Annotated in this window: 12 protein-coding genes and 1 pseudogene; 12 read left to right on the top strand and 1 reads right to left on the bottom strand. The window is 64.5% G+C overall.

The annotated features are described in order from the left end of the window. The 5 genes and pseudogenes from Q0693_RS08790 to Q0693_RS08770 all read left to right on the top strand — a co-directional run. Positions 1–250 (top strand): annotated as a pseudogene (locus Q0693_RS08790) (ribose-phosphate pyrophosphokinase); the annotation flags it as partial. Positions 251–260: 10 nt separating this feature from the next. Next, positions 261–977 (top strand): alpha/beta hydrolase, encoded by a 717-nt coding sequence (locus Q0693_RS08785; RefSeq protein ID WP_243030605.1) that lies wholly within the window; start codon positions 261–263, stop codon positions 975–977. Then, on the top strand, positions 958–1,569 hold the full coding sequence (locus tag Q0693_RS08780; RefSeq protein WP_243030603.1) for a DUF72 domain-containing protein: 612 nt from the start codon (positions 958–960) through the stop codon (positions 1,567–1,569). The genes Q0693_RS08785 and Q0693_RS08780 overlap by 20 nt, the downstream gene beginning before the upstream one ends. Before the next feature lies 1 nt (position 1,570). After that, complete coding sequence (gene speA, locus Q0693_RS08775; RefSeq protein ID WP_243030601.1) at positions 1,571–3,463, top strand: biosynthetic arginine decarboxylase; 1,893 nt, start codon at positions 1,571–1,573, stop codon at positions 3,461–3,463. Positions 3,464–3,509: 46 nt separating this feature from the next. After that, entirely contained in the window at positions 3,510–4,586 is a 1,077-nt protein-coding gene (locus Q0693_RS08770) for a diguanylate cyclase (protein WP_298630854.1), read from the top strand. Between the two features lie 38 nt (positions 4,587–4,624). On the opposite strand, the gene metK is transcribed toward Q0693_RS08770, so the two are convergent. Beyond that, complete coding sequence (gene metK / locus Q0693_RS08765; protein ID WP_243030622.1) at positions 4,625–5,803, bottom strand: methionine adenosyltransferase; 1,179 nt, start codon at positions 5,801–5,803, stop codon at positions 4,625–4,627. A gap of 84 nt (positions 5,804–5,887) precedes the next feature. Here metK and murI point away from each other — a divergent pair, with 84 nt between their 5' ends. From murI to Q0693_RS08730, 7 genes are all read left to right on the top strand, one after another. Then, the gene (murI, locus tag Q0693_RS08760) at positions 5,888–6,661 is read left to right on the top strand and encodes a glutamate racemase (protein ID WP_298630848.1); all 774 of its coding nucleotides are present in this window, start codon (positions 5,888–5,890) and stop codon (positions 6,659–6,661) included. Continuing rightward, positions 6,661–7,305, top strand: coding sequence for a TIGR00730 family Rossman fold protein (locus tag Q0693_RS08755; protein ID WP_298630845.1), 645 nt, complete (start codon positions 6,661–6,663; stop codon positions 7,303–7,305). Before murI ends, Q0693_RS08755 begins: the two co-directional genes overlap by 1 nt. 5 nt (positions 7,306–7,310) lie before the next feature. Continuing rightward, entirely contained in the window at positions 7,311–7,922 is a 612-nt protein-coding gene (rdgB, locus tag Q0693_RS08750; protein WP_243030593.1) for an RdgB/HAM1 family non-canonical purine NTP pyrophosphatase, read from the top strand. 6 nt (positions 7,923–7,928) lie between these two features. Continuing rightward, positions 7,929–8,963: a hypothetical protein gene (locus tag Q0693_RS08745; protein WP_298630837.1), complete on the top strand. Its 1,035-nt coding sequence runs from the start codon at positions 7,929–7,931 to the stop codon at positions 8,961–8,963. Between the two features lie 95 nt (positions 8,964–9,058). Then, complete coding sequence (locus tag Q0693_RS08740) at positions 9,059–10,255, top strand: maltose ABC transporter substrate-binding protein (protein ID WP_243030591.1); 1,197 nt, start codon at positions 9,059–9,061, stop codon at positions 10,253–10,255. Between the two features lie 122 nt (positions 10,256–10,377). Next, entirely contained in the window at positions 10,378–11,706 is a 1,329-nt protein-coding gene (locus tag Q0693_RS08735; protein WP_298630832.1) for an ABC transporter permease subunit, read from the top strand. Further along, a complete protein-coding gene (locus tag Q0693_RS08730) occupies positions 11,707–13,026 on the top strand; it encodes a sugar ABC transporter permease (protein ID WP_298630829.1) in 1,320 nt (439 codons plus the stop codon).

The following is a 13,026-nucleotide window of genomic DNA, read 5'->3' as shown; positions in this document are numbered from 1 at the left end:
CCTGGTGGAGGCGGTGGAGGCCCTGTTGCAGGCAGGGGCCAAGGAGGTCTACGCCGCCGCCACCCACGGGGTCTATGTGGGACCGGCCCTGGAGCGCATCGCCAAAAGCCCGGTGCGGGAGGTGGCGGCCACCGACACCTGTCCTCCCAAGGAAGGTCCCAAGCTCAAGACCCTCCCCGTGGCCCCTATCTTCGCCGAGGCCATCTGGCGCATCCACCGGGGGGAGTCGGTGTCCAGCCTTTTCACCTGAGGGAAGCCGCATGCGGAAAGAGGCGTTTACCCTGGCGGGGCAGAGCGTGCTGGCCCATATCCCCGAACGCCCCAGGGCCCTCCTCCTCGCCCTCCACGGGCTTCAGGGATCTAAGGAGCACATCCTTTCCCTGCTCCCGGGGTATGCGGAAAAGGGCTTTCTCCTCCTGGCCTTTGATGCCCCCCGGCACGGGATGCGGGAAGGCCCGCCCCCTTCCTCCAAAAGCCCCCGCTACGTGGAGGAGGTGTACCAGGTGGCCTTGGCCTTTGCCGAGGAGGCCAAGAGGGTAGCCCAGGAGGCCAGGGAGCGCTACCGCCTTCCCCTTTTTCTGGCGGGAGGAAGCATGGGGGCCTTTGTGGTCCATCTCCTCCTTTCCCAGGGGTTCCGGGCGGAAGGGGCCTTGGCCTTCATCGGTAGCGGTTTCCCCATGAAGCTCCCCCAAGGGCAGGAGGTGGCGGACGCCAAGGTTTTGGCCCTTTACGAAACCCCCCCTGCCCTGAGGGGAGAAGCCTATGGGGGTGTACCCCTTCTTCACCTCCACGGCACCAAGGACCTGATCGTGCCCCTTTCCCGCATGGAAAAAACCGTGGAGGCCTTGAGGCCCCATTACCCCGAGGGGCGGCTTGCCCGTTTCGTGGAGGAGGGAGCTGGGCACACCATCACCCCCTTGATGGCCCGGATGGGGCTGGCCTTTTTGGAGGCGTGGCTTGATCCTGGAAGGGCTTAGGGGGTATAGGGGCTACCCCGGGGGTTTTAAGGCCTACGCCAAGGCCTTCCCCACGGTGGAGCTTTCCTGGTGGCACCGGGTGGGGGACAGGAAGACCATAAGCCGGTTAAGGGCCTTGGCCCCCGAAGGGTTTCGCTTCAGCGTCTATGGCCACAAGCACCTCACCTTTAGGCCCTCGGGGGAGGAAAGGCGCACCCTGAGGCGTTTTCTAAGGCGCTTCCGGCTTTTTGGCGACAAGCGGGGAGCGGTGCGGCTTTTGGTGCCCGCGGGCGTGGAGCCTGCCCAACTGGCCCGCTGGCTGGATCTTCTGGAGGAAGTCCAGAAGGAAGTGGGGCCCGTCCCCCTTGCCTTCCAGGCGGAGGAGGCCCTGCATCCCCTCTTGCGCATGAGGGGTTATGCCCTGGTAAACCGGCTGGAAGGTCCCTTCCTTTACCTGGTGGACCCGGAGGCCTCCCAAAGGGCACGGCTTGGGGAAATCTCCCAAGAAGGCCAGGGTTACCTCTACGTAAGTCCAGCCCCTTCCCAAGCCGCCCCTTCCGTCCTACACTTGGGGGCGGAGGTTGACCAGGATGGGTCAGCCCCGGAGGGCTAGCTTGAAGACCGCCAGGCGCTTTTCCCCCAAAGAAGCGGAGGAGATCTACCTGGTGCCCTACTGGGGAGCGGGGTTTTTCCGGGTAGGGCGGGACGGAGAGTTGGAGGTAACCCCCTTGGGCCCGGAAGGCCCTTCCGCCTCCCTTTTGGAAATCGTGGAAGCCCTTAGGGACGAGGGACGGCCTTTGCCTTTGGTGCTTCGGTTTCCCCAGATCCTCGAGGCCCGGGTAAAGGAGCTGAACGAGGCCTTCCGGAAGGCCATGGAAAAGTACGGCTACCGAGGAGCGTACCGCGGGGTCTATCCCGTGAAGGTGAACCAGCGCCGCTTGGTGCTGGAAACCGTGGCCAAGGCGGGGAAGCCCTATCACTATGGCCTCGAGGCGGGGAGCAAGGCCGAGCTGGCCTTAATCCTGGCCCAGGACCTCTCCCCGGAAGCCCTCATCACCACCAATGGTTTCAAGGACGACGACTTCATCCGCCTGGCCCTGACCGGGAGGAAGCTTTCCCGGAACGTGGTCATCACCCTGGAGAAGTTCGCCGAGCTTCCCCGGGTGATCCGGATCTCCAAGGAACTTGGCGTACGCCCCCAGCTGGGCATCCGTTACAAACTAAAGGCCAAGGGAGCCGGGCAGTGGGAGGCCAGCGGGGGGGAAAACGCCAAGTTCGGCCTCACCACCCCGGAGATCGTCCGGGCGGTGGAGATCCTGAAGGAGGAAGGCCTCCTGGAGGCCCTGGTCATGGTCCATGCCCACATTGGCAGCCAGGTGACGGATATCCGCAAGATCAAGGCGGCGGTGCGGGAGGCGGCCCAGACCTATGTGCAGCTCAGGAAGCTGGGGGCCCCTCTCCAGTACCTCAACCTGGGCGGGGGCCTGGCCGTGGACTACGACGGCTCCAAGACCAACTTCTACGCCTCCGCCAACTACACCCTTCCCGAGTACGCCGAGGACCTGGTCTACGTGACCAAGGAGGTGGTGGAGGCCCAGGGGGAGCCCCACCCCATCCTGGTCACGGAGTCGGGCCGGGCGGTCACCGCGTACCATGAGGTCCTGGTCCTCGAGGTCATTGACGTGATCACCCCCCCGGGGGAGACCCGGCCCAATCCTCCCCCGGAGGAGGCTCATCCCTTGGTCAAGGAGCTGTGGGAAAGCCTAGAAACCCTTTCCCCCAAAAACTTCCGCGAGGTCTACCACGACGCCTTCGCCGACAAGGAAACCCTGCAGACCCTTTACGACCTGGGGCTGGTATCCCTAAGGGACCGCGCCCTGGCGGAGGAGATCTTTTACCACATCGCCCGGCGGGTGTACGCCATCGTGCGGGATCTGCCCTACGCTCCCGATGAGTTTGAGGACCTGGAAAAGCTCCTGGCCGACAAGCTGGTTTGTAACTTTTCCATCTTTCAAAGCCTTCCCGATGCCTGGGCCATCCACCAGCTCTTCCCCATCGTCCCCCTAAGCCGCCTCCACGAGCCCCCCACCCGCCAGGCCACCCTGGTGGATATCTCCTGCGACTCCGACGGCAAGATCGACCGCTTCATTGACCTGCACGATGTGCGCCAGAGCCTGCCCGTCCACCCCATCCGCCCGGGGGAGGACTATTACCTGGGGGTCTTCCTGGTGGGAGCCTACCAGGACGTGTTGGGCAGCAACCACAACCTCTTCGGCCAGGTGGGGGAGGCCCACGTGGTGGTGGACGAGGAAGGGTTTGCCATCGAGCGCTTTGTCCCCGGGGAGACCGCGGAGAAGGTGATCGAGAAGATGGGCTTCACCGCCCGGGAGCTCTTCCTGGGCGTGGAGCGGCTGGTGCGGCAAAGCCGCCTCTCCCCCGTGGAAAAAGGGGCCTTCCTGGAACGGTATATGCGGGAGCTCCAGGGCTACACCTACCTGGAGGACTGAGGGGTCGTTAAGGGTTCGTTAAGGGGGACTAGGCCATCCTGGGGTCATGGCCCGGGTACATGTCCCCTATACTGGGGTTAGCTTGCACCCCACCCTCGAGCTCCTGGACCCCTTGCACCCTTTAAGGCGCAGAACGGCCCTATGGCTCTTGCCCATGGGTGCCCTTCTGGCCTCGGTAGCCTTTCTGGCCTCGAGGGCCGTGGGGTTGGACCCAGTGGACCGGGTCCTCCTCCCCTTTTTGGCCCTGGGGTTTTCCCTTTTGGCCCTCATCCTCTGGCGTTGGCCGCGCACCTCCCCCTGGGTCCTGGCCACAGCCCATGCCCTGGTGGCCTCCTACCTCCTGGCCAGCTTGGCCTACCAACTTCTTATCAGGCCCAACCCCATGGGCCTATCCCCCGCCGCTTACTGGGTGCCCTTTGTGTACTTCAGCAGCTTTCTCTTTTTTCAGACGCAGCAGGCGGTGCGCTTGGCCCTCCTCTACCTGCTCACCCTCTTTCTGCTTTCCCTCTTGGGAAGCGTTCGCGGCCATTTCCATGCGGAACACCTCAACGCCCTGGCCCAGTTCTTCGGGGCCAACCTGGCCTATGTGGGCCTTCTCTACATGCTGGTGCGGGTTAAGGAAGGGTACCTGGAGGCCCAGCTGGAAGCCTATACCGACCCCCTAACTGGGCTTAGGAACCGGCGTTATCTGGATCTGGTGCTTGAGCGGGAGCTCTTCCGCGTCCAGCGGTATAACCGACCCCTTTCCCTTATGATTTTGGACCTGGACGGCTTCAAGAGGGTGAACGATACCTACGGCCACCCCGTGGGGGACCGGGTGCTCAAAACCGTAGCCCGCTGCCTGGAAGAACACCTCCGGAAAAGCGACCGGGTCGTGCGCCTGGGCGGGGAGGAGTTCGCCATCCTCCTCGCGGAAACCCCCCTGGCCCAGGCGGTGCGCCTGGCCGGACGCCTGCGCCAGGCGGTGGCCGCCCTGAGGGTTCCGCCTGTGGCAGGGATGACCATCAGCATCGGGGTAGCCGAGGCCCGCCCTGATGACTCCCCCCTTTCCCTCCTGAAACGGGCCGACGAAGCCCTTTACCAAGCCAAACGCCGGGGGAAAAACCGGGTGGAGGTGGGCTAGCCCTTTTGCGGGGCCCCCAGGCATGGGCCAGGGTGGCCTTAGAGGCCCGCTTCCCGTCTTAGGGCCTCCACCCGGTCCGTCTCCTCCCAGGGGAAGCCCGCGCGGCCAAAGTGGCCGTAGGCGCTGGTGGGGGTGTAGATGGGCCTCAGGAGGTCCAGCTCCTCAATGATGGCCAAGGGCCGGGGATCAAAAACCCGCTTGGCGACCTCCGTGAGCTTCTCGTCCGGTAAGACCCCGGTGCCGAAGGTCTCCACCCGCAGGGAAACGGGCCGGGCTTTGCCGATGGCGTAGGCCAGCTCCACCATGGCCCGCCGGGCCAGGCCTGCCGCCACCAGGTTCTTGGCCATGTAGCGGGCGTAGTAGCTGGCGGAGCGGTCCACCTTGGTGGGGTCCTTGCCGCTGAAGGCCCCGCCCCCATGGGGCACCGCCCCCCCGTAGGTGTCCACGATGATCTTGCGCCCGGTAAGCCCGGTATCCGCATGGGGCCCCCCCAGGATGAAGCGGCCCGAGGGGTTGATGAGGTACTCCGTTTCCCCCTCCTTCAGGTACTCCGGGGGGATGGCCTGGCGCACCACCTCGCGGATCAGGTCCTCCCGGAGCTGGTCCTGCTCCACCTCGGGAGAGTGCTGGGCGGAAACCACCACCGTCTTCACGTAGAGGGGCCTATCCCCCTCGTAGACCACGGTGACCTGGGCCTTGCCGTCGGGGCGCAGGTAGGGAAGAAGACCCGTCTTGCGCACCTCCGCCAGGCGCATGGTGAGGCGGTGGGCTAAGGTGATGGGAAGGGGCATGAGCTCGGGGGTCTCATCGGTGGCGTAGCCGAACATCAGGCCCTGGTCCCCGGCGCCCACCCGGTCCAGGGGGTCGGTGGACTTGAGCACCCGCCATTCGTAGGAGAGGTTCACCCCGCCGGCGATATCCGGGGACTGCTCGTCAATGGCGGTGAGAACCGCGCAGGTGTCGGCGTCAAAGCCGTACTTGGCCCGGGTGTAGCCCACCTCCCTCACCGTCTTGCGCACCAGACCAGGAATATCCACATACCCCTCGGTGGTGATCTCCCCCGCCACGAACACCAGCCCCGTGGTAACCAGGGTTTCCGCCGCCACCCGGGCCTTCTTATCCTGGGCGATCAAAGCATCCAGGATGGCGTCGGAGATCCGGTCTGCCAGCTTATCCGGGTGCCCTTCCGTGACCGACTCGGACGTGACCAGCCTCAACTTGCGCACCTCCCTCGCCCCCCACCGGGGCAACCCTGATAGTATAGCACCCCCCTTTTCCCGTCCAGGGTATGATGGCGGCTTATGAAGGACCCTAGGCGGCCCATCGGCGTCTTTGACTCGGGGGTGGGCGGGCTTACGGTGCTTTCCGCTTTGCGCCGGGCCTTGCCCCAGGAGGATTTCCTCTACTTTGGGGACACCGCCCGGGTGCCCTACGGGAGCAAACCCCTCTCCATGGTGCGGCGCTTCGCCTGGGAGATCTCCGGGTTTTTGCTCCGCCAAGGGGTGAAGGCCATCGTGGTGGCCTGCAACACGGCGAGCTCCGCTGCCCTGCCGGACTTGGCCGAGGACCTTTCCGTACCCGTCTTTGGGGTTCTGGAACCCGTGGCCCAAGCCGCCCAAGGCTACGGCAAGGTGGGCCTCATCGGCACCCAGGCCACGGTGGAAAGCCGGGCCTACGAGCGCTACGTGGAGGTTTCCTGGGCCAAGGCCTGCCCCCTCTTCGTGCCCCTGGTGGAGGAAGGGCTTTGGGACGACCCCGTGGCCCTTTTGATAGCCCAGCACTACCTGGAGGAGGCCCCCCAGGACCTCGAGGCCCTGATCCTGGGCTGCACCCACTATCCCTTCCTCAAGGGAACCCTCTCCCAGGTGCTTCCCGGGGTGAAGCTCATAGACTCCGCCGAGGCCACGGCGGAAGAGGTGGCCAAGGCCTTAAGAGGGCAAGGGCTTTTGCACCCCATGGGCCAAGGCCGGGTGGTGCACTTCGTTACCGGGGACCCAGAGGGCTACCGCAACCTGGCGGAGCGCCTGGGGGTGAGGGTGGAGGAGCTTAAGCGGGTCAGCCTGGAGGAGCTTTGATGGCCAAGAAGCCCCTGATAGACCAGCTTCACCACGAGGACGCCTGGCGCCTTTTCCGCATCCTGGCGGAGTTCGTGGAAGGGTTTGAGACCCTTTCGGAGATAGAGGTGCCCTTGGTTTCCGTCTTCGGCTCCGCCCGCTTCGGGGAAGGCCACCCCGCCTACGCCCTGGGGTACCAGCTGGGGAAGGTCCTGGCCGAGGCGGGCTTCGGGGTGGTGACGGGCGGTGGGGGTGGGGTTATGGAAGCCGTCAACCGCGGAGCCTTTGAGGCGGGCGGGGTGAGCGTGGGCCTGAACATAGAGCTACCCCACGAGCAAAAGCCCAACCCCTACCAGACCCACGCCCTTTCCCTGCGCTATTTCTTCGTGCGCAAGGTGCTCTTTGTGCGCTACGCCCACGCCTTTGTCTTCCTGCCCGGGGGCTTCGGCACCCTGGACGAGCTTTCCGAGGTCCTGGTCCTCATCCAGACGGAAAAGGTCCACCCCTTCCCCGTCTTCGTCCTGGACCGGGGGTACTGGCACGGGCTTCTCGGCTGGCTCCGGTTCCTCCAGGAACAAGGAGCCCTAGACCCCAAGGACCTGGCCCTCATTACCCCCCTGGACTCCCCACAAGACGTGGTGCGGGCCCTGAAAGGTGTATCCTAGAAGGGATGCGGGTAGTCCTGGCCACGGGCAATCCCGGAAAGGTGCGGGAGCTTAAGGAGGGCCTAGCCCCTTTGGGCTGGACCCTTCTCTCCCTGGCCGATTTTCCCCTGCGCATGCCCAAGGAGGAGGGCACCACCTTCCTGGAAAATGCCCTCCTCAAGGCCGCTTACGTGGCCAAGACCACGGGGCTTCCCGCCCTGGCGGACGATTCGGGCCTCGAGGTGCCCGCCTTGGGGGGGGAACCCGGGGTCTACTCCGCCCGCTACGGGGGAAGGGAGACCGACCGGGAGCGGAACGTCTACCTCCTGGAAAGGATGCGCCACCTCAGGGGGGAGGAGCGCAAAGCCCGCTTCGTGGCGGTCCTGGTCCTGGCCTACCCCGACGGGCACCTGGAGGCCTACGAGGGCCAGGTGGAGGGGTATATCCTCGAGGCTCCCCGGGGGGAGGGAGGGTTTGGGTACGACCCCCTCTTCTACGTGCCGGAGGCGGGCAAGACCTTCGCGGAGATGTCCTTGGAGGAAAAGGCCCGGTACTCCCACCGGGGAAAGGCCCTAAAGGCCCTCCTTAAGGCCTATGAGCACGGACCCCCACCCCGGGAGATCTCCAAGCTGGAATGAGGCCGGATGAACCTCCTTTCGCCCCACATCGCCCTGTACCGCCTTTACGACCTGGCGGATGAGATCGACCTCTCCCGCCTGTCCACCCCTCGGCTACGCCTCTCCCGGCCTAGGCTGGGGGCGGTGCGCTTTGAAAACCCCCCGGCCCAGATAGAGCTGGGGGTGAGGAGCGTGGAGGGCATCTCGGGCCTGCTCACCGCCCGGCTTTACGAGTTCGGGGTGGCCTCCCTTTCCTTTCGCGTGCACCTGGGGGAAAAGGTGTCCTGGGAGGCTTTTCTGGCCAAGGCCCTGGCCTTGCCGGAGCTCCCTTTTTGGGAAGGATTTTTTCTGGCGGAGCTGGCGGCCCTCGAGCCCTACCTGCAAGGCGCCCTCCTGCGCCCCGAGGAAAAGCGCCTCAGCGAGGAGTTCACCGTCTACCACGCCTTGGGGATAGAGGGGGAAAAGGCCCATGCCCCCCCTGTGGACCTCACCCCCCTTTGGATGGGGGCCAAGGAGGAGTTCGCCCCCGAGGTCCGGCGGGAGATGGAGCGCTACCGCTACAGCTACTCCACCGAGGACCTGGCCCTTTTGGGCTTTGACCGGGTCCTCATCCTGGACTCGGAGGGCATCTGGGACGTGGCCGACCTGGTGGAGTTCGTGCACGCCCAGCTTCTGGAGCTTTCCTACTACGATGGGGTCCTCACCCAGGAGCTGGAAGCGGTGCCCCAGGTGCTCAGGCACCGGGGGCTTTGGGGCTATGGCCAACTCCAACGCCTAAGGCGGCACCTCATGGCCCGCCATGCGGAGATCGCCGACGTGCGGGCCAGGATGGAAGGGGCCTTGCGCATCACCGAGGACCTCTTTTACGCCAAGATCTACCGGGCGGCCCTCGAGCTTTACGGGGCCCACGAGCTGGAACGGAGCCTGGAGGAGAAGCTTAGGGTGTTAGAAGCCACCTACGAGATGGTCACCGAGGAGGTGGTCCACCTAAGAACCCAGGCGGTGGAGGTGGGCATCCTGGCCCTCATCGCCTTTGAGGTGGTGCGGGCCTTTTGGCATTAGGGGACTTGTGTCCTGGGGCCGTAGGGGTATACTGCAGCCTGCAGGGCGCGGGAAAAAACCAAGCGGAAACGCTACCAAGCGCCCGGAGGTGGGATATGAAACGAGCACTGGCAGCACTGGCCCTCGGCCTCTCCCTGGCCCTTGCCCAGGGGAAGATCACCGTCTGGACCCACTTTGGCGGTCCCGAGTTGGAGTGGCTCAAGGCCCAGGCCCAGGCCTACGAGAAGACCTCCGGCACCAAGGTGGAGGTGGTGGAGGTCCCCTTCGGGGACATCAAGCAGAAGTTCATCCTGGGAGCTCCCCAGGGGCAGGCCGCGGACCTGGTGGTCTCCATCCCCCACGACTGGCTGGGGGAGATGGCCCAGGCGGGGGTACTGGAGCCCATGGGGAAGTACGTGACGCAAAGCTACCTCTCCGACCTGCAAAGCGTGGCGGTGGAGGCCTTCACCTTCGGGGGTAAGCTCATGGGCCTTCCCGCCTTTGCGGAGAGCGTGGCCCTCATCTACAACAAAAAGTACGTGAAGGAACCCCCCAAGACCTGGGAGGAGTTCCTGGCCCTGGCCCAGAAACTCACCACCGGCTCCACCTTTGGCTTCCTCTACAACATCGGCGACCCCTACTTCAACTTCGGCTTCTTCCGGGCCTTTGGGGCGGAGAACGTCTTCGCCAAGGACGCCAAGGGCAACCTAGACCCCTCCAAACTCCTCCTGGGCGGCGAGGTAGGGGAAAAGGCCCTTTCCTTCATCAAGGATCTCCGCTTCCGCTACAACCTGGTGCCCGAGGGGGTGGATTACGGGGTGGCGGACGGGGCCTTTAAGGACGGGGCCTTGGCCATGATCATCAACGGCCCCTGGGCCCTAGGGGACTACAAGAAGGCCAAGATTGACTTCGGCATCGCCCCCTTCCCCACCCCGCCTGGAGCCAAGAACCCCTGGGGTCCCTTCCTGGGCGTGCAGGGGGTGGTGGTGAACGCCTACTCCAAGAACAAGACCGCCGCCGTCAACTTCGCCAAGACCCTGGTCACCGGCAAGAACCTGGTTTCCTTCAACCAGGCGGGTGGCCGCATCCCCGTGTCCAAGAGCGCCGCCAAGACCCTGGAAAAGGATCCGGTGGTGGCGGGCTTCTCCCGGGTGTTCGCCCTGGGCACCCCCATGCCCAACATCCCCGAGATGGGCAAGGTCTGGGGCCCCTGGGCCAACGCCATTAGCCTGGCCATCCAGCGGCCCGACTCCAACGTGAAGAAGATCGTGGAGGACATGGTGGCCGAGATCAAAAAGGCCATCGGCAGGTAATACCACCCCACCCGGGCTTTGCCCGGGTGGGGACCCCGGACCACACCCCGCAAGGAAAACATGCGCACACGTTCGGCCCCCTGCGGGAACCCCTTCCCCCGTGGGGGGCGTATCGTTAAACCATGAAACATCCTCCTGGTCTTACGGGTTTCCTCCTGGCCCTATCCCTCCTTTTGGGCCTCCTAATCCTCTCCACCGGGGTGGGCGTCCTGGGCTACCTGGTCCTGGAAGCCTACCTCGCCCCTCCGGGTTGGTCCATTCTGGTCTTGGCCCTTCTGGTGCTGGTGCCGGGAGCCATCCTGGTGGGGCGCCTTTTCCCTTGGCTCACCGACTGGTACTACTTCCTTCCTGCCCTCTCCTTCCTCCTGGTCTTCACCCTCTACCCCATCGCCCTCACCGTCTACTTGGCCTTCACCGACTACTCGGGGCGGAAAAACGGCTTCCCTGACCGCTCCACGGAAACCCGGGTGCTGAAACAGGAGGGCCCCAGGCTTACCCTGGAAGAACCCGTGCGGGAAGCCCTCCGCTGCGACCCTTGCACAGGAGAGCCCGTGGAGGTCTACAGCGAGGGGCACCGGGCCCGGGCCCGGATCCTGGAGGCCGAAGGCCCTACCCTTCTCCTGGACCGCACCCCTCCTTTCCCGGTGGAGTACGTGGCCAAGGTGAACGCCTTCCAGTTCGTGGGCTTGAAAAACTTCGGCTTTATCCTTTCCCAAGCCAGTAAGGCCCTTCTCCCCGTCTTCGCCTGGAACGTGGCCTTCGCCCTTAGCACCGTGCTTCTGAACGCCTTTTTGGGCTTGGTGCTGGGCCTCATCCTCAATAACAAAGCCTTGAAGTTACGGAACTTTTACCGCACCGTCCTCATTGTTTCCTGGGCGTTGCCGGGGGTGATCACCGTGCAGGTCTTTGTGGCCCTTCTCAACTATAACTTCGGGGCCATCAACCGCCTCCTGGGGGTCCTGGGCGTCTACCCCATCCCCTGGCTCAACGACCCCGACTGGGCCAAGGTGGCCATCCTATTGGTGAACCTGTGGCTCGGCTTCCCCTACATGATGACCGCCACCTTGGGCGCCCTTTCCACCATCCCCGACGAGCTCTATGAGGCCGCCAAGGTGGACGGGGCCACCCCCTGGCAGGCCCTTTGGGGCATCACCCTTCCCCTTTTGGAAAAGCCCATGGTCCCCATCCTGCTCTCCTCCTTCGCCTTTAACTTCAATAACTTCTACATCATCTACCTGCTCACCGGCGGGGGGCCCGCCCAGGAAGGCCGCCTGGCCACGGCCCAGGCCACGGACATCCTCATCTCCTGGGCCTACAAGACCGCCTTCAGCGCCGAGGGGCAGTCCGCCTATGGCCTGGGGGCGGCCATCAGCCTCCTCATCTTCGCCATCACCGTGGCCATCAGCCTGGTGAACTTCCGCGTCACCGGTGCCCTACGGGAGGTGAGGTAGATGCGGCGGCTTTTCGCCTTCCTCCTTTTCGGGTTCGGCCTCTATGGGGTCTACTGGTTCGCCCTAAACCGCCTCTTTGACGAGGGTTCCTACCGCAAGCAGGTGGCCTTCGGCAGCGTCTTCGTGCCCTATGGCTGGGCGTACGCCCTGGCCATCCTTCTGGGCCTGGTCCTCCTGGTCCTCTTCTACAGCCTGGTCTACACCCTGCTGGCGAACCGCCTCCAGGGGCGCAAGCGAAGCCCCTGGCCCCTTTTCTGGCAAGGGGTGACCCACCTCTTCCTCTGGGTGCTGATCCTCCTCGTCTACTACCCCGTGGTCCAGGTGGTGGCCGCCAGCTTTGATCCCACCAACAACCTCTTCAGCTTCCGCAGGCCGGACACGGGGTTTCTCCTCCTGGACGCCAAGGTAATCCCTTACGTGCCCGAGCCCTCCCTGGAAAACTACGCCAAGCTGGTGGAGGGGGTGGTCCTTTACCCTTACCAGGTGGGCCTCCTCCTGCTTTCGGGGCTAGGGCTATGGGGCGTGGCCCTGGTCGGCCTCCTAAGGCGGCTAAGGCCTGGGGAGGACTGGATGGACCTCTGGCAAGGAAGGGCTTTGCTCCTCCTGGCCCTGAGCGTATTCGCCCTGGCCCTTACCCTTTCCCCCAAGCAGTTCACCGGCCAGGGCACAGAGACCAAGTTTCTCCTCTGGGTGCGAAATACCTTTCTCATCTCGGGGCTTACGGGCCTTCTGGCCGTCTTGCTCACCGCCACCGCCGGCTACGCCTTCGCCCGCTTCCGCCACCTGCCAGGGCGGTATCCCCTCCTCCTTTTCTTCATCTTCGTGCAGATGTTCCCCGGGTTTCTGGCCCTGGTGGCCATCTACTACCTGCTTTCCCGGCTGGACCTCCTGAACACCTTCACCGGGCTTGTGCTGGCCTACTCGGGGGGCATCATCAGCTTTGGCACCTGGGTGTACAAGGGGTATTTGGAGAGCATCAGCCCGAGCCTCGAGGAGGCGGCCATGGTGGACGGGGCCACCAAGTGGCAGGTCTTCACGAGGATTCTCCTCCCCCTTTCCGCCCCCATGTTCGTCTTCATCTTCCTGCTGCAGTTCGTGGGCACCTACTCGGAGTTCGTCCTGGCCAACCTGGTCCTCACCGGGGTGGAGAGCTGGAACGTGGGCGTGGGGCTTAGGAGCTTCACCACCGGCCAGTTCCAGACCAAGTGGGGGATCTTTGCCGCCGCCAGCGTGCTGGGCTCCTTGCCCATCCTCTTCCTCTTCTATGGCTTCCAGCAGTACTTCGTCTCCGGTTATACGGCGGGGGCGGTCAAGGAGTAA

The organism is uncultured Thermus sp., assembly GCF_938010445.1.
Taxonomy (GTDB): domain Bacteria; phylum Deinococcota; class Deinococci; order Deinococcales; family Thermaceae; genus Thermus; species Thermus altitudinis.
The sequence above is the reverse complement of the archived record's forward strand: the minus strand, read 5'-3'. Positions and strand labels throughout refer to the sequence as shown.

Excerpts from the sequence above, each read along its gene's own strand:
- Q0693_RS08770 (WP_298630854.1), top strand. The coding sequence starts at position 3,510 with ATGGCCCGGGTACATGTCCCCTATACTGGGGTTAGCTTGCACCCCACC.
- murI (WP_298630848.1), top strand. The coding sequence starts at position 5,888 with ATGAAGGACCCTAGGCGGCCCATCGGCGTCTTTGACTCGGGGGTGGGC.
- rdgB (WP_243030593.1), top strand. The coding sequence starts at position 7,311 with ATGCGGGTAGTCCTGGCCACGGGCAATCCCGGAAAGGTGCGGGAGCTT.
- Q0693_RS08740 (WP_243030591.1), top strand. The coding sequence starts at position 9,059 with ATGAAACGAGCACTGGCAGCACTGGCCCTCGGCCTCTCCCTGGCCCTT.
- Q0693_RS08745 (WP_298630837.1), top strand. The coding sequence starts at position 7,929 with ATGAACCTCCTTTCGCCCCACATCGCCCTGTACCGCCTTTACGACCTG.
- Q0693_RS08785 (WP_243030605.1), top strand. The coding sequence starts at position 261 with ATGCGGAAAGAGGCGTTTACCCTGGCGGGGCAGAGCGTGCTGGCCCAT.
- Q0693_RS08755 (WP_298630845.1), top strand. The coding sequence starts at position 6,661 with ATGGCCAAGAAGCCCCTGATAGACCAGCTTCACCACGAGGACGCCTGG.
- Q0693_RS08730 (WP_298630829.1), top strand. The coding sequence starts at position 11,707 with ATGCGGCGGCTTTTCGCCTTCCTCCTTTTCGGGTTCGGCCTCTATGGG.
- Q0693_RS08735 (WP_298630832.1), top strand. The coding sequence starts at position 10,378 with ATGAAACATCCTCCTGGTCTTACGGGTTTCCTCCTGGCCCTATCCCTC.